Raw genomic sequence first — 20,701 nt, forward strand, 5'->3', positions numbered from 1 at the left:
ATGCTTTCCACCGCCCTGGGTGTCGTCGCCAGCATCCCCAGCCCGCCCGTCAATGAGTTCTTCATCGCGGGGATTCCGATTCGGTTCTACGCGCTGTGCATCATTGCGGGCATCATCGTGGCGGTCCTGCTAACGAACTCGCGCCTCTCTCGCCGCGGCGCGGAGCCATGGGTGGTCATCGACATCGCCCTCATCGCAGTCCCTCTCGGGATCATCGGGGCGCGCATCTTTCACGTTGTGACCCACCCTGGCTTCTACTTCGGCGCGGGGTCCAACCCCTGGAATCCATTCCAGCCTGGCTCGGTGTGGGCCATCTGGGAGGGCGGAATCGCGATCTTCGGCGCCCTAATCGGCGGTGCCGTCGGCGCGTGGCTCGGCTGCCGGTGGACGGGCATCCGATTCTGGACATTCGCCGACGCTTTGGCGCCAGGTTTGATCATCGCCCAGGCGCTCGGACGCTTCGGCAACTGGTTCAATCAAGAGCTTTTCGGCCTGCCGACCGACCTCCCGTGGGGACTCGAGATCGACAGCAACAACCCCGCTTTCCCCGCGGGCCTTGCACCGGGCACGCTCTTTCACCCGACATTCCTCTACGAGGTCATCTGGAACCTCCTCGGCGCCGCCGTGATCATCTGGGCGGGCCGCAGATTCCGCTTGCAGTGGGGTCGCACGTTCGCGATCTACCTCATCTGGTATGGAGCGGGACGCATCGTATGGGAGTCGATCCGCATCGACCCGAGTGAGATCTACTTCGGCCTCCGCACGAACGTGTGGGCCGCGATCGCCGCCGTCATCGTCGGCTTCGTGATCTTCTTCGTCCAGAAGCGCCGGCACCCCGGCTTCGAGGCCTCGCCCTATGTGGCGGGCCGCGAGTGGCATCCGAAAGGCGCGGTAGACTCCGAGGACAGCATCGCCTTCGTCGACGTGAGCCCACCGCCCGCATCCGAAGAGCTCACTTCCGCCACCAGCGGGGCGACCGCCACAAGCACCGGCCCCTCGGGTGAGAAGACCCTCTCCTAGCGAGACATTCTCACCCAGCTCCTCCGCCAGCACGGCGGTTGCACTCATACAGGGCCGACGTCGTCCCATCTCAGCATCAATGTGAGGACGGTAGGTATGGCTTCGAGCCCCCGTCACAGCGCCGACAGCCCCGGCTTCGGCGCGTTCCCTGCACGGCAGGGGATGTACAACCCCGCGTTCGAGAAGGACGCCTGTGGGCTGGCGATGGTCGCCACGCTCCGCGGCGAGCCCGGCCACGACATCATCGAGCTCGCGCTCACCGCGCTGCGCAACCTCGAGCACCGTGGGGCGATCGGGTCGGATGCCGGAACCGGCGACGGCGCGGGAATCCTCACGCAGATGCCCGACGCATTCCTGCGCGCCGTCGTCGACTTCGAGCTGCCTCCGGTCGGCGAGTACGCAGCGGGGATGATCTTCCTTCCGCTGGACGCGGAGGAGCGCGACGCGCAGAAGAGCGGGATCGAGAAGCTCGCGGCATCCGAGGGCCTCATCGTCCACGGATGGCGCACGGTTCCCACGGCGCCCGACAACCTCGGCAGGCTCGCGTACAACGCGCGGCCGGCGTTCGAGCAGCTGTTCGTGTCGCGCCCCGCGGTGGGGGATGCCCCCGCGCTCTCGGGCATCGCCCTGGATCGGCGCGCCTACCGGCTGCGCAAGCGCTCCCGCACGGAACTGGGCGCCTATTTCGTGTCGCTGTCGTCGCGGACGCTCGGGTACAAGGGCATGGTCACGACGCTCCAGCTCGAGCCCTTCTACCCGGACCTCCAGGACGAGCGCTTCGAGTCCGAGCTCGCGGTCGTCCACTCCCGCTACTCCACCAACACGTTCCCTTCGTGGCCTCTCGCCCAGCCGCTGCGCATGCTGGCTCACAACGGTGAGATCAACACGGTCAACGGCAACCGCAACTGGATGCGCGCCCGGCAGTCGCAGCTCGAATCGGAGCTGATCGGCGACATCCGTCCGCTGCTGCCGATCTGCACAGACGGCGCGAGCGACTCCGCCTCGTTCGACGAGGTTCTCGAGCTGCTGACCCTCACCGGCCGCAGCCTGCCGCACGCCATCATGATGATGGTTCCCGAGGCGTACGAGAAGCAGACCGACATCGACCCGAAGCTGCGGGCGTTCTACGATTTCCACTCGATGCAGATGGAGCCGTGGGACGGTCCGGCGGCCCTCATCTTCACCGACGGCACCCTCGTCGGTGCGACGCTCGACCGCAACGGCCTGCGTCCTGGCCGCTGGACCGAGACGACCGACGGACTCGTCGTCATCGGCAGCGAGACGGGCGTGCTGGACTTCGAGCCCTCGCGCATCAAGCGCCGCGGGCGCCTCCGCCCCGGACGGATGTTCCTCGTCGACACCGCCGCGCAGCGGATCGTCGAAGAGGATGAGATCAAGCAGCAGCTGGCCGAACTCGAACCGTGGCAGGAATGGCTCGACCGCGGGCGCGTCCGTCTGTCGGAGCTGCCCGAGCGCGAGCACATCGTTCACCCGATCGCGTCGATCACGCGGCGGCAGCGCACATTCGGCTACACCGAAGAGGAGGTCCGCATCCTCCTGACCCCGATGGGTCAGAACGGAGCAGAGCCCCTCGGTGCCATGGGCAGCGACACTCCCGTCGCCGTGCTGAGCGAGCGACCGCGACTGCTGTTCGACTACTTCACGCAGCAGTTCGCGCAGGTGACCAACCCGCCGTTGGACTCGATCCGCGAAGAGGTGGTCACGTCGCTGTCGCTGGGGCTCGGGCCTGAGCGCAACCTCCTCACCTGGGGCCCCGAGCACGCGCGCACGATCACGCTCGATTTCCCCGTCATCAACAACGACGAGCTCGCGAAGATCCAGCACATCGACACCGCCGTGCCCGGACGCAGCTCGGTGACCGTGCGGGGACTGTATCGGGTCGAGGCCGGCCACAAGGGCATGCAGAAGCGCATCGCGCAGATGTGCACGGAGGTCGACCAGGCGATCGAGGACGGCGCAGAGCTCATCGTGCTGTCCGACCGCGATTCCAACAAGGACCTCGCCCCGATTCCCTCGCTGCTGATGCTCGCCGCCGTCCACCACCACCTGATCCGCAACGAGACGCGCATGAAGGTGGGACTCGTCGTGGAGGCGGGGGACGTGCGCGAAGTGCACCACGTCGCGACGCTCATCGGGTACGGAGCATCCGCCGTCAACCCGTATCTCGCGATGGAGACCGTCGAATACCTCGTGCGCGCGGGCTACATCACCGGCGTGACCCCCGAGAAGGCGGTCAAGAACCTGATCTACGCGCTCGGCAAGGGTGTGCTGAAGATCATGTCGAAGATGGGCATCTCGACGGTGTCGTCCTACGCCGGCGCTCAGGTGTTCGAGGCTGTCGGACTCTCCGAGGAGTTCATCTCCGCCTACTTCACCGGCACGGAGAGCAAGCTCGGTGGCATCGGCATCGACGTCATCGCCGCCGAGAACGCGGCGCGACATTCCTTCGCCTACCCGGAGGATGCCGCAGCCCGCGCCCACGAGCGGCTCTGGACCGGTGGCGAGTATCAGTGGCGCCGCGACGGCTCGCCGCACCTGTTCAATCCCGACACGGTGTTCCGGCTGCAGCACGCCACGCGTGAGCGGCGGTACGACATCTTCCGCGAGTACACCAAGCTCGTGGACGATCAGGCGAACGAGCTCAAGACGCTGCGCGGGCTGTTCGGCCTCAAGAGCGGCGTTCGGCCGCCCGTGCCGATCGACGACGTCGAGCCGGTGTCGGCGATCGTCAAGCGCTTCTCCACCGGCGCGATGAGCTACGGCTCCATCTCGAAGGAAGCACACGAGACCCTCGCGATCGCGATGAACTCGATCGGCGCGAAGTCGAACACGGGGGAGGGCGGCGAAGACGTCGACCGGCTCCTGGACCCGCGGCGCCGGAGCGCGATCAAGCAGGTCGCGTCGGGTCGGTTCGGCGTGACGAGCCTCTACCTCACCAAGTCCGAAGACATCCAGATCAAGCTCGCTCAGGGCGCCAAACCCGGTGAGGGCGGTCAGCTGCCGCCGACGAAGGTGTATCCGTGGGTGGCGCGCACGCGTCACGCGACCGCTGGCGTCGGGCTCATCTCGCCGCCGCCGCACCACGACATCTACTCGATCGAAGACCTCAAGCAGCTCATCTTCGACCTGAAGCGCGCCAACCCCGAGGCACGGGTGCACACGAAGCTCGTCAGCCAGTCCGGCATCGGAGCGGTCGCGGCCGGTGTCGCCAAGGCGCTGTCCGACGTGATCCTCGTCTCCGGACATGACGGCGGGACGGGCGCCAGCCCGCTCAATTCGCTCAAGCACGCCGGTACCCCGTGGGAGCTGGGCCTGGCCGAAACCCAGCAGACCCTGATGCTCAACGGCATGCGCGATCGGGTGGTCGTGCAGGTCGACGGACAGCTCAAGACCGGGCGTGACGTCATCATCGGCGCGCTGCTCGGCGCGGAGGAGTTCGGCTTCGCCACCGCGCCGCTGGTCGTCTCCGGCTGCATCATGATGCGGGTCTGCCACCTCGACACCTGCCCTGTCGGCGTCGCGACGCAGAACCCCGCGCTGCGCGCACGGTTCTCGGGCAAGCCCGAGTTCGTCGTGAACTTCATGGAGTTCATCGCGCAAGAGGTGCGCGAGTACCTCGCAGAGCTCGGGTTCCGCAGTCTCGACGAGGCGATCGGGCATCATGAACTGCTCGACGTGAACGGTGCCGTGGAGCACTGGAAGACACAGGGGCTCGACCTCGCGCCGATCCTGGAGGGTCCTGAGTTCGCCGAGGACGAGCCGCGTCGGAATCTTCGCGGCCAGCTCCACGAGCTCGACACGCACTTCGACGTACAGCTGATCGAACGCGCGCAGGACGTGATCGCGCACGGCGGTCACATCACGATCGACCTTCCGATCCGCAACACGGAGCGCGCGGTCGGCACCATGCTCGGCAACAAGGTGACGCTGGCGCACGGCGAGAACGGGCTCGAGTCCGGGTCGATCGTGGTGAACCTGACCGGCTCGGCCGGGCAGTCCTTCGGTGCATTCATGCCCGCCGGGATCACCCTCCGCCTCGAGGGCGACTCCAACGACTATGTCGGCAAGGGCCTCTCGGGTGGGCAGATCGTCGTGCGGCCACCGCGCGGTGCAACATTCGACGCATCCCAGAACGTGATCGCGGGCAACGTCATCGGCTACGGCGCGACGCAGGGCACCATGTTCTTGCGGGGCGTCGTGGGCGAGCGCTTCTTCGTACGCAACTCGGGCGCGACTGCCGTCGTGGAGGGCGTGGGAGATCACGCCCTCGAGTACATGACCGGAGGCCTCGCCGTCATCCTCGGAGCAACCGGCCGGAACCTCGGTGCGGGCATGTCCGGCGGTACGGCTTACGTGTATCGCCTCGACCGCGCCCTCGTGAACCGGGAGGCCCTCAGCTCCGGCGAGCTGTCGATCGGGCCACTGGGTTCCGGAGACGCCGAGATCCTCCGCGACCTGCTCAAGCTGCACGTCGCCGAGACCGACTCCGAACTCGCTGCGGCCCTCCTGGCCGATTTCGAGAACGAGATCGACAACTTCGTCCGCGTTCTCCCGAGGGACTACGCCGCGGTGCTGCAGACCAGACAGGATGCTGTCGCCGAAGGCCTCGACCCGGACGGAGACGTCGTCTGGACACGCATCCTGGAGGTGACAGGTGGCTGATCCCAAAGGCTTCATGAAGGTCACGGAGCGAGAGCTGCCCCCGCGGCGGCCCGTGCCCGTGCGCATCATGGACTGGAAAGAGGTCTATGAGCCCGGAGACTCCGCGGTCCTGCGCAGACAGGCCGGTCGCTGCATGGACTGCGGCATCCCGTTCTGTCACAAGGGTTGCCCGCTGGGCAACCTGATCCCGGAGTGGAACGACCTCACGTGGCGCGGCGAGGGCCGCTCTGCGATCGAGCGGCTCCACGCGACCAACAACTTCCCGGAGTTCACCGGGCGCCTCTGCCCCGCCCCGTGCGAGAGCGCCTGCGTGCTCGGCATCAATCAGCCGGCCGTGACGATCAAGCAGGTCGAGGTCTCGATCATCGACGAGGCGTTCGCCAACGGATGGGTGGAGGCCGAGCCCCCCGGGCGCCTGACCGGCAAGACCGTGGCTGTCGTCGGTTCAGGCCCCGCGGGCCTCGCGGCCGCTCAGCAGCTGACGCGGGCCGGCCATACGGTCGCGGTGTTCGAGCGCGACGACCGCATCGGCGGGCTCCTGCGCTACGGCATCCCCGACTTCAAGATGGAGAAGCGCCACCTTGAGACGCGGTTGCGTCAGATGCGCGACGAGGGAACCCGCTTCCGGGCGGGCGTCGAGATCGGCGTCGACATCACGTGGGCCGACCTGCGCAAGCGCTACGACGCTGTCGTGATCGCCACCGGTGCGACCGTGCCGCGCGAACTGCCCATCCCCGGTCGTGACCTCGCCGGCGTGCATTTCGCGATGGAGTACCTCGTCGAATCCAACAAGGCGACCGCGGGCGACCGTGTGCCGCATCAGATCAGCGCCGAGGGCAAGCACGTCGTCGTGATCGGTGGCGGTGACACCGGTGCGGACTGCATCGGCACCGCGCACCGCCAGGGAGCCCTCAGCGTGACCAACCTCGCCATCGGCAAGCAGCCTCCGGGCGAGCGCCCCGCGAGTCAGCCCTGGCCCATGACCCCGACGCTGTTCGAGGTGTCCTCCGCGCATGAAGAGGGCGGCGAGCGCGCCTACCTCGCCTCCACGGTGGAGTTCCTCGGCAACGATGCGGGCGAAGTCCGCGCGCTTCGAGTGGCCGAGACGGAGTTCGTGGGCGGCCGTCGCGTGCCCAAGAGCGGCACGGAGCGCGACATCCCCGCCGATCTCGTGCTCATCGCCATGGGCTTCACCGGTCCCGAGCAAGCTCACGTGCACGACCAGCTCGGTGCGCAGTTCACCGAACGGGGCAATGTCGCACGCGACGACTCCTACCAGGCCACGGCGCCTGGGGTCTTCGTGGCGGGCGACGCGGGTCGCGGCCAGTCGCTCATCGTGTGGGCCATCGCCGAGGGACGTGCAGCGGCGGCCCGCGTCGACGAATACCTCATGGGCGAGACCACTCTGCCGGTACCTGTTCACCCGACCGACATCGCGATCGGTCTGCAGCCCGCGTAGGCTTGCCGGGGTCTTCCCCTCGCCTACGAAGCCATCACCATCAACCCCCCGGAGTAACAACGGATGAGACGCGCCAAGATCGTCGCCACCCTGGGTCCCGCCACGTCGTCGTACGAGATGGTTCGCGCCATCATCGACGCCGGCGTCGACGTGGCCCGCCTGAACCTCAGCCACGGCGACTACAGCGTGCACGAGGCGAATTTCGCCAACGTCCGGAAGGCGGCGGACGACGCCGGCCGTCCGGTCGCGGTCCTGGTCGACCTGCAGGGGCCGAAGATCCGTCTCGGCAAGTTCGCCGACGGGCCGCACGATCTCGCCATCGGTGACATCTTCAAGATCACGACCGAAGACATCCCCGGCACGAAAGAGATCGTCTCCACGACCTTCAAGGGTCTGCCCGCCGACGTCAACCCCGGCGACTTCCTCCTGATCGATGATGGCAAGGTGCGCGTCGAGGTCGTCGAGGTCGAGGGGCCGGTCGTGACGACCAAGGTCATCGTCGCCGGCACCGTGTCGAACAACAAGGGCATCAACCTGCCGGGCGTCGCCGTCAACGTCCCCGCCCTGTCCGAGAAGGACGAGGCCGACCTGCGCTGGGGCCTGCAGATCGGCGCCGACCTGATCGCTCTGTCGTTCGTGCGCAGCGCGAAGGACGTCCAGCGGGTCCACGTGATCATGGCCGAGGAGGGCCGGCACATCCCGGTCATCGCCAAGATCGAGAAGCCGCAGGCGGTGGAGAACCTGGAAGAGATCATCGATGCGTTCGACGGCATCATGGTCGCCCGCGGTGATCTCGGCGTCGAGCTGCCTCTGGAGGCGGTCCCGATCGTGCAGAAGCGCGCGGTCGAGCTGTGCCGCCGCATGGCCAAGCCCGTCATCGTGGCCACGCAGATGCTCGAATCCATGATCAACAGCCCCGTGCCGACCCGTGCCGAGACCAGCGACGTCGCGAACGCCGTGCTCGACGGCGCCGACGCGGTCATGCTGTCCGGCGAGACGAGCGTGGGCGACTATCCCGTCATCGTCGTCGAGACCATGGCCCGCATCGTCGCCTCCACCGAAGACCACGGACTCGAGCGCATCGCCCCGCTGACCACGAAGCCCCGTACGCAGGGCGGTGCGATCACCCTCGCCGCGCTCGAGGTCGCCGAGTTCGTCGAGGCGAAGTTCCTCTGCATCTTCACCGAGTCGGGCGACACCGCCCGTCGCATGTCGCGACTGCGTCCCAGGATCCCGATGGTCGGGTTCACTCCCGACCCGGCGATCCGGCGGCGGATGGCGCTGACGTGGGGAGTGAAGTCGACCCTCGTCGAGCACGTTGCGCACACCGACCGCATGTTCATCCAGGTCGATGACTATTTCCTCGCCAACGACCTCGCGAAGGTCGGCGACAAGGTGGTGGTGATCTCCGGATCCCCTCCCGGAATCATCGGCTCCACCAACGACATCCGCATTCACAAGATCGGCGACGCCGTACACGGCAAGGCGCCGATCTATCGCGAATAGTCCTGCTGTCGATACGTCGAACGGTCGCGCTCGCTATGCTGAGCGCGACCGTTCGACGTTGAGGGGACAAGCCATGAACTTCTGGGATTTCTTCTGGTTCCTGCTCTGGAGCTTCTACTTCGTCGCGTACATCTACGTGGTGATCCTGATCATCATCGATCTGTTCCGCGACGAGAAGCTCAACGGCGGACTCAAGGCGCTGTGGATCGTGTTCCTCGTGTTCGTACCCTTCCTCACGGCCCTGGTGTACCTGATCGCCCGGGGCAAAGGCATGGCGCAACGTTCACGGGCGCATCGGGGCGTGGTCGCCGAGTCCGACGACTACACGCCGAAGGCCTCCAGCGACCCGACCGGTGACATCGCCAAGGCGAAGGAGCTTCTGGATGCCGGTGCCATCTCTTCCGGCGAATTCGAGGCTCTGAAGAGCAAGGCTCTGGGCAATAAGTATTTCGGCGCCTGACCAGGCGGATGCGGTTCCCGCATCCGCGATCCTGATCACCGTGCTCTTCATCCTGAACCACGTGAATGCACGCAGGATGCGTCGCGACACATGATCGATACACATCGGGTGTAGTTTCCAGCCAGCCGCCATCCTCAGAGGTGACGCTGATCAGGAGGAATCATGTCTCACATCAACTCTCCACAGGCACCCGAAGCCCGGGGAGAGACCTCGCCGCACGCTCTGCAGTCCAACGGCGTGAGCGCCGCCGGTTCCATCGTCATGGCGGTCGCGGGAAGCGCGCCTGCCTACTCCATCGCCGCGACGACAGCTACTCTCGTCGCCGTGGCAGGGCTGGGAGCACCGGCCGCACTCCTGTGGTGCGGCATCCCGATGCTCGGCATCGCCTGGGCGTTCATGTATCTCGGACGAGCGGACGTCAATGCGGGAGCCGCCTACTCGTGGGTCGCCCGCGCGCTCACGCCCGCGCTCGGATTCCTGTCGGGATGGGCGCTGGTCATCTCGGCGACGATCTTCATGGTCGCAGGCGCGCTTCCCGCGGGGGCCATGACGGTGTCGCTGTTCGACCCCACTCAGGCCGAGAACGTTCCGCTCATCACCGGAGTCGGCGCCATCTGGTTCGTCATCATGGCCGCGTGCGTCTACTTCGGCGTGCACGTCACCGCGCGGGCGCAGTGGATCATGTCGATCATCGAGGTCGGCATCCTCTTCGTCTTCGCGGGCCTCGCACTGTTCCGCGCCGCCACCACCACCCATGCAGGCCCCGACTTCTCCTGGGACTGGCTCGGGTTCTCCCACCTCACCGGTCAGGGCATCTTCGTGGCAGCCGCGCTGATCGCAGCGTTCTACTACTGGGGGTGGGATGTCAGCTCGAACCTCAACGAAGAGACGACGGACGGCCATAAGTCCGCAGGTGCGGCCGGTCTCATCGGAGTCGGCATCGTGTTCGTGCTGTTCGAGGTCTTCACGATCGCGACGCTCATCATGCTCCCTGCCGACGACATCGAGGCCAACAGCGCCAACATCCTCTCGGTGCTCGGCGATGTCATCTGGCCGGGTATCGGTGGCAAGATCCTCATCATCGCCGTCGCCCTGTCGACGATCGCGACGCTCGAGACGACGCTCATCCAGGTCACCCGGACGCTGTTCGCCATGGGTCGCGATCACACGATCCCGTCGGCATTCGGACGGGTGAGCCCGCGGTGGAAGACCCCGACGTTCGCCACACTCGTCATCCTCGGCATCTCGCTCGTGCTCTTCGTCGGCTCGAACTTCCTCGGCAGCGTGGGCGACATCATGAGCAATGCGATCTCATCCATCGGCCTGCAGATCGCGTTCTACTACACGCTCGCCGGAGTCGCGGTCGTGGTCGCGTACCGCCGCGTGCTGTTCCAGTCGGTGAAGAACTTCATCCTCATCGGCCTGTGGCCGGCCTCGGGTGCGGTCTTCATGGGGTGGGCCTTCTTCGTCTCGATCCCCGGCAACGATCCGCTCGTGAACTGGCTCGGGATCGGGCTGATCGTTCTCGGGGTCGTGCCGCTGCTCGTCTTCTACCCCAAGGCCAAGACGTACTACTCGCGCCGTCCGCTGGAGGTGCCGCCCGAACTCGACAAGAAGGCGCCTGCCGCCATCGATCTGCGATCGCCCGAGCAGGTCGAGAGTCTGCCCGACCCGAATACGACGGCGATACCCCAGATCAGAGACTGAGCCGGCGAAGGTGACGGGATGCCTCGGGCCGAGGCATCCCGTCACCCGGTGGTACCGGTGGTGGGACTCGAACCCACATGCCCTCACGGGCAACCGATTTTGAGTCGGTCGCGTCTGCCATTCCGCCACACCGGCCAGGAACGCTCGCGAACGACGATACCGTAGGATTCAATCGTGACTGATCCCGAAATCGCGGCCGAGCCCGTAACCTCCGCCCCTCGACGCGTCGTCGTCGCCGAGGACGAGTCGCTCATCCGCCTCGACATCGTCGAGATCCTCCGCGACAACGGGTTCGACGTCGTCGGCGAAGCGGGCGACGGCGAGACGGCGGTGCAACTGGCCACCGAGCTGCGGCCCGACCTCGTGATCATGGACGTCAAGATGCCCCAGCTGGACGGCATCAGCGCGGCAGAGAAGCTCAGCAAGAACCACATCGCTCCGGTCGTCCTGTTGACGGCCTTCAGCCAGAAAGAGCTCGTCGAGCGCGCGAGCGAAGCCGGCGCCCTGGCCTATGTCGTCAAGCCGTTCACCCCGAACGACCTGCTCCCCGCGATCGAGATCGCCCTGGCGCGCTACGACCAGATCATCACTCTCGAGGCCGAGGTCGCCGACATGGTGGAGCGCTTCGAGACCCGCAAGCTCGTCGACCGCGCAAAGGGCCTGCTCAACGAGAAGATGGGGCTCACCGAGCCCGAGGCGTTCCGCTGGATCCAGAAGGCCTCGATGGACCGCCGGCTCACGATGCAGGATGTCGCGAAGGCGATCATCGAGCAGCTGGCTCCGAAGAAGGCCTGATCCGGGGGATGCCGGCGGCCCGCTCAGCTCGCGGGCAGATCCTTGATCATGTTCGTGATCCGGATCGTCGAGCAGCGCCTGCCTTGATCGTCGGTCACGACGATCTCGTGCACCGTCATGCTGCGGCCCAGGTGGATCGGGGTGCAGACGCCGGTGACGATGCCGGACGTCGCGGAGCGGGTGTGCGTGGCGTTGATGTCGACACCGACCGCGAGCCTGCCCGGTCCGGCGTGCAGGTTCGCCGCCATCGACCCGAGCGACTCGCCCAGCACCACGTACGCTCCGCCGTGCATGAGGCCGACCGGTTGGGTGTTGCCCTCGACGGGCATCGTGGCGACGCACCGCTCGATCGAGAATTCCTGGTACTCGAAGCCCATCTTCTCCGCGAGTGCACCCACTCCGCGCTGGGCGGCCCATTCCATCGGATTCATGCCGGGGTCGGGAACGAGGGTCATCGCACTCCAAGGGATACGTCTGAGGTGTCCCATGCCCTGGCTAGGCTGACAAGGTGACGGACTCCGCAAAGCCTACCCTCCTCGTCGTCGACGGCCATTCGCTGGCCTACCGTGCGTTCTTCGCCCTTCCGGTCGAGAACTTCTCCACGAAGGACGGTCAGCACACCAACGGCATCTACGGATTCCTGGCGATGCTCATCAATCTCATCAAGGCCGAGAAGCCCACGCATATGGCTGTCGCCTTCGACACCTCACGGAAGTCCTTCCGAACGGACGTGTACCCCGAGTACAAGGCGAACCGCTCCGAGAGCCCCTCCGAATTCAAGGGTCAGATCCCGATCCTGCAAGACTGCCTCGCCGCCATGAGCATCACGGTGCTGCAGAAGGAAGAGGTCGAAGCGGACGACATCCTCGCCACTCTCGCCACCCAGGGGGCCGCCGCCGGCTTCACCGTGCTGGTCTGTTCCGGTGACCGCGACACCATCCAGCTCGTCGACGACGACATCACGCTGCTCTATCCGAACGTGCAGGGGGTGTCGCAGCTCAAGCGCTACGACAGGCAGGCCGTGATCGATCGGTACGGTGTGCCCCCCGAGCAGTACCCCGACATCGCCGCGCTCGTCGGCGAGACCAGTGACAACCTCCCCGGCGTACCCAAGGTGGGGGAGAAGACGGCGGTGAAGTGGCTCGGCCAGTTCGGGTCGCTCGACGCGCTTCTCGAGAACGCCGACAAGGTGACCGGGGTCGTCGGCGGCAACCTGCGCGACAACATCGACGGCGTCCGGCGCAACCGCTCGCTGAACCGCCTGCTGCGCGACGTCGAGCTGCCCGTCACCGTCGCAGATCTCGAAGTGCAGCCGATGGATGCCCAGGCGGTGCGCGACATCTTCGCCCGGCTCGAGTTCAAGACCCTGATCCCGCGGGTCGCCGAGCTCGCCGGCATCGAGCAGCAGATGGCCGCTGTCTCTTCTGCGGCCGCCGTTCCGATGCCCGCGCCCGTCGAGCTCACACCCGACGCGCTGAGGGAGTGGCTCGCGGGCGCAGAGGGCGAGGTCGGAGTGACGATCCAGGTCGAAGGAGGACTGCCGTCACGCATCGGCTTCGCGATCGAGGGAGCCAAGAATACGGTCGTCGAGTCGTCGTGGACGCCCGAAGCCGTCTCCGCCATCGCCGACTGGCTGGCGTCCGACGCCCCGAAGGTGTTCAGCGATGCGAAGTCGCAGGTGAAGGCGCTGCGCCGTGCCGGAGTATCGCTCGGCGGGCTCGCCTTCGACACGGTGCTGGCGGGCTGGCTGATCCGGCCGAGCTTCCCCGACAAGAACCTCGCCGACCTCGTCGATCGCTACCTCGATGAGAAGCTGCCGGTCGCCGACCCGACGCAGCTCGTGCCGGAGACCGAGGGGGCGACGGCAGGTCAGCTCTCCTGGTTCTCGCTGCGCGTCGCAGAGGCTCAGCGCGCCGAGCTCCCCGACAGGGTCGGCACCGTGCTCACCGCTATCGAGCTGCCCACTCTGCGCGCTCTCGCCGATATGGAGCTGGCCGGCGTGGCCGTCTCGCACGACAAGCTCACCGAGTTCTCCGGCGTGCTCGGCGCCCGCGCCGACGCGCTCGCACAAGAGGCATATGCGGCGATCGGTCGCGAGGTCAATCTCGGGTCGCCCAAGCAGCTGCAGGAGGTGCTCTTCGAAGAGCTCAACCTTCCGAAGACCCGCAAGACCAAGACGGGCTATTCGACGGATGCTGCGGTGCTCGCCGATCTGCAAGAGACCAACCCGCATCCGTTCCTCGACCTGCTGCTGCAGCATCGAGAGGCGACGAAGCTCCGGCAGATCATCGAGTCGCTCGACAGTGCCATCCAGAGCACGGCGAACGGCGGCGACGGCAGGGTGCACACCACGTACGTGCAGACCGGCAGCCAGACGGGGCGGCTGTCGAGCACCGACCCCAATCTGCAGAACATCCCCGTGCGCACCGACGAGAGCGGCCGCATCCGCGCGGCGTTCGAGGTCGGGTCAGGGTACGAGACGCTGCTCACGGCCGACTACTCGCAGATCGAGATGCGCATCATGGCCCATCTGTCCGAAGACCCGGGGCTCGTCGAGGCGTTCAATTCCGGCGAAGACACGCACCGCTTCGTCGGGGCGCGCGTGTTCGGCGTCGACCCGCAGGACGTCACGCCGGCCATGCGCACGAAGGTCAAGGCGATGTCGTACGGCCTGGTGTACGGTCTCTCCGCGTTCGGCTTGTCCAAGCAGCTGCGCATCGAGCAGGCTGAGGCCAAGCTGCTGATGACCGAGTACTTCGCGCGGTTCGGCGCGGTCCGCGACTATCTCCGGTCGTCGGTCGAGCAGGCCCGCATCGACGGCTACACGGAGACGATCTTCGGTCGGCGGCGTCCGTTCCCCGATCTCACCAGCCCGAACCGGGTGCTGCGCGAGAACGCGGAGCGGGCTGCCCTGAACGCACCCATCCAGGGCAGCGCGGCCGACATCATGAAGATCGCGCTGTTCCACATTCATGACGAGTTCACCACCCGCGACATGCGGTCGAGGGTGCTGCTGCAGATCCACGACGAACTCGTCGTCGAGGTCGCCCCGGGGGAGTGGGATGCGGCGGAAGAGGTGGTTCGCTCACGGATGGCCGATGCCGCCACCCTGTCCGTGCCGCTGGACGTGCAGATCGGGCGCGGCGCGGACTGGAACGAAGCCGGGCACTAGGGCTGAAACGCCGACCCAGACAGCTGAACTGTGTGGGTCTCGCCCACACGCACTCCCGCGGGTGACAAGAGCATCACGGTCAGGGCACGACGCCGATCGCGACGTAGAAGCCTGAGAGGGTCTTGGTGTTCTGGGTCATGAGAGGTCTCCGATAAGTCAGCGACAGAGGATCCCGGCCGGGAATGACCAGGTTTTTGCGCGTCCGACTGGGGCAACACAATACATTGGTATTCACCGTGATCCGACGTCTGAATACTGCGACACGATGGAGGCCTGCGGGAACGTTTGTCACGGCCGCAAGGCATGCCTAGGCTCGGGGCATGACCGAATCACCCCGCACCCCGACGCAGGTCGACACGATCGCCGACGCCTGGGTCGACACTCTCGCCGAGCTTCTGCCGACCGTCGCCACCTACATCGGCCGGTCCGAATTCAATGACCGCTACGGCGACTACTCGCCGGCCGGAATGGACCGGCTCGCCGCGGCTGCGCGCCAGACTCTCGACGCTCTCGAGGCGGCGGAGCCCGTCGATGAGATCGACCGCATCACCAAGGCCGACCTCAGCCGCGATCTGCGCCTCGACCTCGAGCTGCACGCGTCGGGCTGGCACCTGCGCGACCTGAACGTGATCGCCTCGCCCGCGCAAGACATCCGTGCGGTCTTCGACCTCATGCCGACCGCGACCACCGACGACTGGAGCGTGATCGCCAAACGCTTGAAGGCACTGCCCGCGGCGATCGACGGCTACATCGCCACTCTTCGCGAGGGCATCGCCCGCGGCATCGTTCCGGCCCGCCGGCAGGTGACCGAGGTGGTGACCCAGATCGCGCGATACACCGCCGACACCGGATTCTTCGCCTCCTTCGCCAGCGACGCGAGCCCTGAGGAGGGGCAGTTGCCGGCATCCCTCGCCCGCGAGCTCGCCGACAATGCCAACGCGGCCCGCGTCGCGTATGACGGCCTCGCGAGCTTCCTCACCGGAGAGCTTGCACCGGTCGCAGGGGACAAGGATGCTGTCGGGCGCGAGCTCTACGCCCTGCAGTCGCAGCGCTTCCTCGGTGCCACGATCGACCTCGATGAGACGTACGAATGGGGCGTGCAGGAGCTCGCGCGCATGGTGGCCGAGCAGGAGGCGATCGCGAACGAGATCCTCGAGGGCGCATCGGTCGAAGAGGCCATCGCCTTCCTCGAGGAGGACGCCAGCCGCAAGCTCCACGGCACGGACGAACTGCAGAAGTGGATGCAGGTCACCAGCGACAGCGCGATCGAGGAGCTCGGTAAGACCCACTTCGACATCCCCGAACCCATCCGCAAGCTCGAATGCATGATCGCGCCGACGAACGAGGGCGGGATCTACTACACCGGTCCCACCGACGACTTCTCACGCCCTGGGCGCATGTGGTGGTCTGTTCCGGAGGGCGTCGACACGTTCGACACGTGGCGCGAGCTGACGACGGTCTACCACGAGGGCGTCCCAGGCCATCACCTGCAGATCGCGCAGGCGGTGTACAACCGGGCCGAGCTGAACACGTGGCGTCGTCTTCTGGCCGGCACGTCGGGCCACGCGGAGGGGTGGGCGCTGTACGCCGAGAGACTGATGGAGGATCTCGGTTTCCTCGACGATCCGGCAGACCGCCTCGGGATGCTCGATGGCCAGCGTATGCGCGCCGCCCGCGTGGTGCTGGACATCGGCGTTCACCTCGAAAAGCCCCGCCTCGACGGCACGGGAACGTGGGACGCCGAGTACGCGCTGGAGTTCATGATGCGGAATGTGAACATGCCCCCCGAGTTCGTGAAGTTCGAGGTGAACCGTTACCTCGGATGGCCGGGACAGGCGCCGTCGTACAAGGTCGGCCAGCGCATCTGGGAGCAGGCGCGAGACGACTACAAGGCCGCGCGCGGCGACGCGTTCGACATCAAGGACTTCCACAAGCGCGCCCTCGACATGGGGGGAGTGGGCCTGGACACGCTGCGCGAAGCCCTGCTCGAGAGCTGATCGTCGGGCGGGCCGTGCGCAGGGAATGATGGACAGCATCCTGCGTTTACATGCGTATGAATGAAAAGGATGCCTGACATGACCGCACCCACCACCGTCGATCTCGGACTCGACACGTTCGGCGACATCACCCGCGACCAGAACGGCGAATTCGTGAGCGGAGCGGAGACGATCCGCAATGTCGTCGATCAAGCGGTACTCGCCGACGAGGTCGGACTGGCGTTCTTCGGGGTGGGGGAGCACCACCGGCGCGAGTTCGCCATCTCGAGCCCGGAGATCGTGCTGGCGGCGGCCGCGGCGCGCACCGAGAGCATCCACCTGGGTACCGCGGTGACGGTCCTCTCGTCCGACGATCCGGTTCGGGTGTACGAGCGCTTCGCGACCCTCGACGCCGTATCGAATGGGCGAGCCGAGGTCATCCTGGGGCGCGGATCGTTCATCGAGTCCTTCCCCCTCTTCGGGTACGACCTGCGCGACTACGAGGTGCTGTTCGAGGAGAAACTCGATCTGTTCCACCAGCTGATGACGGAGAAGCCCGTCACGTGGCAGGGCACCACCCGCGCCGCACTCGACGCCGCAGACGTGTTCCCCAAGACCGCGAACGGACTGAAGGCGTGGATCGGTGTGGGCGGATCCCCGGAGTCGGTGGTACGGGCCGCACGATACGGCTACGGGCTGATGCTCGCGATCATCGGCGGCCCCGCCGATCGCTTCCGCCCTTTCGTCGACCTGTACCACCGCTCTCTCGATTCGTTCGGGCGCGAGACCCTGCCCGTGGGCGTTCATTCGCCCGGCCACATCGCCGAGACCGATCAGCAGGCGTGGGACGAGGCCTATGAGGGCTTCGAGTCGATGAACAACACGATCGGGCGCGAGCGCGGCTGGCCCCCGTACAGCCGGATGCGGTTCCAGCACGATGTCGGCCCGGAGGGTGCCCTCTACGTGGGTTCGCCCGAGACGGTGGCTCGCAAGATCGCCGCGACCGTGCAGACCTTGGGTGTGGCCCGGTTCGACATGAAGTTCTCGACCGGCACCCTCTCGCACGAGAAGATGATGCGATCGATCGAGCTGTACGGCACGAAGGTCGCTCCGATCGTGCACGACCTGCTCGCGTGAGTGTCGCGCTCTGACGGAACGTAGGCTGGAGTCGTGGCCTCCGTCAGATTCGTCGCGATCGGCGACTCCTTCACCGAGGGCGTCGGCGACGACCTCCCGGACGGTCGCGTGCGCGGCTGGGCAGACATCGCGGCGCAGGGGTGGGCCGACGCCTCGCGTGAGCCGATCGAATACGCCAATCTCGCGATCCGCGGCAAGCTCGCCTGGCCGATCGTGCAGCAGCAGCTCGAGCCGGCCCTTGCGCTGAAGCCGACCCATCTGTCCTTCAACGGCGGCGGCAACGACATGCTTCGTCCGCGCACGTCCATCGCGCATATCGCTGACGCATTCAGCCGAGTGCTCCGGCGTTGTGACGAAGAAGGCGTCACCCTCCTCCTCCTCTCCGGCGCGAATCCGTCCGCGCAGCTCCCGCTCTCGCCGCTCATCCAGCGCCGCGGCGATCTCCTCTCGGAGGCGGTCGTGGCGCGCGTCGCGGATCGATCTGATGTCATCCGTGCGCTCAACTGGCCCGATCGCGAGCTCTCGACCCCGACGTACTGGTCGGAAGATCGGCTGCACATGAACTCGCGCGGCCACCACCGGGTCGCGGCGCGGGTGCTCTCCGCCCTCGGACTGGAGCCGCCCGCGGAGTGGTGGTCGCTTCCCGAACTCCCGGAGGCGGTGCGGCCGGATGCGCGCACGTATTACCGTGATCACCTCGGCCCGTGGGTTCGCCGGCGCCTCACGGGAACCTCTTCCGGTGACGGACGAGAACCGAAGTACGCGGAGTGGGTCGAACTGACGCCGACGGCCTGACTCGGCAGGTCAGGCGGGTGGGGCGACCGAGTAGACGAGCCTCGCGAATTGACCGGTGCGATCCACGGATTCGAGGCGCAGCCGATTCGACTCGATCCGCCGGGGGAGAAGCGGACGACCCGAGACGAGCGTGACGGGGGCAACCGACACCCGCAGCTCGTCGAGACGCCCCGCGTCCGCGAACTGACCCACCAGATCGCCGCCGCCCACGAGCCACACGTCGCGGTGACCTGCGGCCGCTGCGATCTCATCCCAGTGTTCGTCTACCGAGCCGCGGACGAACCGGACGTCGGCGCCGGCGACACGCGGGAGATCGCGAGTCGTGAAGACGAAGGTGGGCCGTGCGCCGTAGAACTCTTGCCATTTCTCGGGATGCTCGGTCAGCCGCTCGTGCGCGACGACCCACTCGTAGGTCGTTGAGCCCTCGACAATGACGCCGACGTTCGCGAGGAAGTCGGCGAAGCCGGTGTCGCCCGTCTCCGCGCTCTCGCCGCCCGGCACACGGAACAGCCAGTCGAGCGAGTCCGAATCGTCGGCGAGGAAGCCGTTGAGCGTCGTCGCCGTGTAGAAGATCGTGCGAGGCATGGCTGCCACGGTAGCCACAGCATCCGACATGCGTACCGGTTCAGCGACGTGGGCGGCGCGGCTGGTCCAGCCCGAGCCTGATGCGCGTGCGCTTGCGCTCGCGCACGATGAAGAAGGAACCGACGAGCCAGAGCGGGACCTGGGTGAGGAACGCGAGCCGGAACGCCTCCAGCGTGAAGGTGCCGGGCGTTCCGGCGCCCTGCAGATCCAGCGCCAGACCGATCAAGAAGATCGCGATCAGACCGGCGAGGAACCCGCCAACGTTCGTGATGCCCGTAGCGGTGCTGAGGCGATGACTCGGGTTGTGCGTGCGCGCGTGGTCGAACGCGATCATGGATGCGGGGCCGCCCGTGGCCAGGGCGATGGCCAGCACGAACAGCAGCCAGAGCGGAGCGGGCCCGGGCCATGCGATCACGACGAGCCACGCCACCATCTGCACGCCGATCGTCGGGAGCACGAGCGCGCGGGAGCGCATGTGGGGAATGCGCGTGGAAAGCGCCCCCATGACGGGGCTGATCGCGATGCTCGTGAGCACGAGCACGGTCGTGATCCCGGCAGCCTCCGCCTGGGTGCGCCCTTCGCCCGCCGTCAGGAACGGGATTCCCCAGAGCATGACGAACGCGGTGCCGGCGAACGGGGTCGTGAAATGCGACCAGAACGCGAGGCGAGTCCCTGGATGCGACCACGCCGCTCGGATCCCCACGCGATTGTCGATCGCGGAGGTGACCACGCGGACCGCGCCGGTATCGGTGTTGACCGAGACATCCGACGCGCGATCCGGCGGGTGATTGCGGATCACGCCGAAGACGAGGACCGCGAACAGAAGGCCCAGCCCGGCGATGCTGCCGAACGTGATCGACCACGACGTGGCGTGCAGCAGCGCGGCGAGCGGGATGATCGCGATGATCTGCCCGAGCTGACCGAAGATCCCGGTCACCTGCACCATGATCGGGGCGCGCTGCGAGGGGAACCACGTCGCGATCACCCGCAGAACGCTCGGGAAAACCGCGGCGTCGCCCGCACCGATCAGCATGCGTGCGACGATCGCGACGCCGACGTTCGGAGAGAAGGCGATGACGAGTTGACCTGTGGCCATCAGCACCATCCCGAGGGTGATGATGGGGCGCGCGCCCACACGGTCGAGCCAGACGCCGACCGGAATCTGCATGAACCCGTAAACGCCCAGCTGGAGCACCGCGAACAGCGACAGGGTCGAGGCATCCACGTGGAAACGGTCGGCGGTGTCGACACCGACCGCAGCCAGCGACGTGCGGTTCGTCACCGCCAGCACGTAGGCCGCTACCGCGACTCCCCAGATGAGCCACGCCCGCCACGACGGAGACGTGCGTATGGGAATAGTCACGGCGATCCGGGATCGGGGGAGGGGAGCACCCCCAGACTATCGT

At 66.8% G+C, this 20,701-nt stretch carries 14 protein-coding genes and 1 tRNA gene; 11 read left to right on the forward strand and 4 right to left on the reverse strand.

Translation table 11 applies throughout. From position 1 onward, the window contains the following. The 6 genes from lgt to F6B43_RS02700 all read left to right on the forward strand — a co-directional run bounded on the left by lgt (position 1) and on the right by F6B43_RS02700 (position 10,835). Positions 1-1,020: a prolipoprotein diacylglyceryl transferase gene (lgt, locus tag F6B43_RS02675; RefSeq protein ID WP_150447364.1), complete on the forward strand. Its 1,020-nt coding sequence runs from the start codon at positions 1-3 to the stop codon at positions 1,018-1,020. A gap of 96 nt (positions 1,021-1,116) precedes the next feature. Next, on the forward strand, positions 1,117-5,703 hold the full coding sequence (gene gltB, locus F6B43_RS02680) for a glutamate synthase large subunit (protein WP_150447365.1): 4,587 nt from the start codon (positions 1,117-1,119) through the stop codon (positions 5,701-5,703). Next, complete coding sequence (locus tag F6B43_RS02685) at positions 5,696-7,162, forward strand: glutamate synthase subunit beta (protein ID WP_150447366.1); 1,467 nt, start codon at positions 5,696-5,698, stop codon at positions 7,160-7,162. Before gltB ends, F6B43_RS02685 begins: the two co-directional genes overlap by 8 nt. 63 nt (positions 7,163-7,225) lie before the next feature. Then, positions 7,226-8,668: a pyruvate kinase gene (gene pyk / locus F6B43_RS02690; RefSeq protein WP_150447367.1), complete on the forward strand. Its 1,443-nt coding sequence runs from the start codon at positions 7,226-7,228 to the stop codon at positions 8,666-8,668. A gap of 73 nt (positions 8,669-8,741) precedes the next feature. Further along, a complete protein-coding gene (locus F6B43_RS02695; RefSeq protein WP_150447368.1) occupies positions 8,742-9,128 on the forward strand; it encodes an SHOCT domain-containing protein in 387 nt (128 codons plus the stop codon). Positions 9,129-9,290: 162 nt separating this feature from the next. Beyond that, complete coding sequence (locus F6B43_RS02700; RefSeq protein WP_150447369.1) at positions 9,291-10,835, forward strand: APC family permease; 1,545 nt, start codon at positions 9,291-9,293, stop codon at positions 10,833-10,835. Between the two features lie 49 nt (positions 10,836-10,884). On the opposite strand, the gene F6B43_RS02705 is transcribed toward F6B43_RS02700, so the two are convergent. Further along, positions 10,885-10,970 (reverse strand) — tRNA-Leu (locus F6B43_RS02705). Positions 10,971-11,009: 39 nt separating this feature from the next. Between F6B43_RS02705 and F6B43_RS02710 the strand changes: the two genes are divergently transcribed. After that, entirely contained in the window at positions 11,010-11,630 is a 621-nt protein-coding gene (locus F6B43_RS02710) for an ANTAR domain-containing response regulator (protein WP_246159758.1), read from the forward strand. 23 nt (positions 11,631-11,653) lie between these two features. Here the strand turns inward: F6B43_RS02710 and F6B43_RS02715 are convergent, their stop codons facing one another. After that, on the reverse strand, positions 11,654-12,085 hold the full coding sequence (locus tag F6B43_RS02715; protein ID WP_150447370.1) for a hotdog fold thioesterase: 432 nt from the start codon (positions 12,083-12,085) through the stop codon (positions 11,654-11,656). Positions 12,086-12,138: 53 nt separating this feature from the next. On the opposite strand from F6B43_RS02715, the gene polA reads away from it, so the two are divergent. From polA to F6B43_RS02735, 4 genes are all read left to right on the forward strand, one after another. Continuing rightward, the gene (polA, locus tag F6B43_RS02720) at positions 12,139-14,802 is read left to right on the forward strand and encodes a DNA polymerase I (protein WP_150447371.1); all 2,664 of its coding nucleotides are present in this window, start codon (positions 12,139-12,141) and stop codon (positions 14,800-14,802) included. Between the two features lie 320 nt (positions 14,803-15,122). Further along, positions 15,123-16,799 (forward strand): DUF885 domain-containing protein, encoded by a 1,677-nt coding sequence (locus tag F6B43_RS02725; protein ID WP_150447372.1) that lies wholly within the window; start codon positions 15,123-15,125, stop codon positions 16,797-16,799. Between the two features lie 78 nt (positions 16,800-16,877). Beyond that, positions 16,878-17,915: an LLM class flavin-dependent oxidoreductase gene (locus F6B43_RS02730; RefSeq protein WP_150447373.1), complete on the forward strand. Its 1,038-nt coding sequence runs from the start codon at positions 16,878-16,880 to the stop codon at positions 17,913-17,915. A gap of 33 nt (positions 17,916-17,948) precedes the next feature. Then, entirely contained in the window at positions 17,949-18,710 is a 762-nt protein-coding gene (locus F6B43_RS02735) for an SGNH/GDSL hydrolase family protein (RefSeq protein ID WP_150447374.1), read from the forward strand. 9 nt (positions 18,711-18,719) lie between these two features. Here the strand turns inward: F6B43_RS02735 and F6B43_RS02740 are convergent, their stop codons facing one another. Both F6B43_RS02740 and F6B43_RS02745 read right to left on the reverse strand, forming a co-directional pair. Then, the gene (locus F6B43_RS02740; RefSeq protein ID WP_150447375.1) at positions 18,720-19,295 is read right to left on the reverse strand and encodes a dihydrofolate reductase family protein; all 576 of its coding nucleotides are present in this window, start codon (positions 19,293-19,295) and stop codon (positions 18,720-18,722) included. 40 nt (positions 19,296-19,335) lie between these two features. Further along, a complete protein-coding gene (locus F6B43_RS02745) occupies positions 19,336-20,658 on the reverse strand; it encodes an MFS transporter (protein ID WP_150447376.1) in 1,323 nt (440 codons plus the stop codon). Between the last annotated feature and the right edge of the window lie 43 nt (positions 20,659-20,701).

The organism is Microbacterium rhizomatis, from assembly GCF_008710745.1.
GTDB lineage: Bacteria > Actinomycetota > Actinomycetes > Actinomycetales > Microbacteriaceae > Microbacterium > Microbacterium rhizomatis.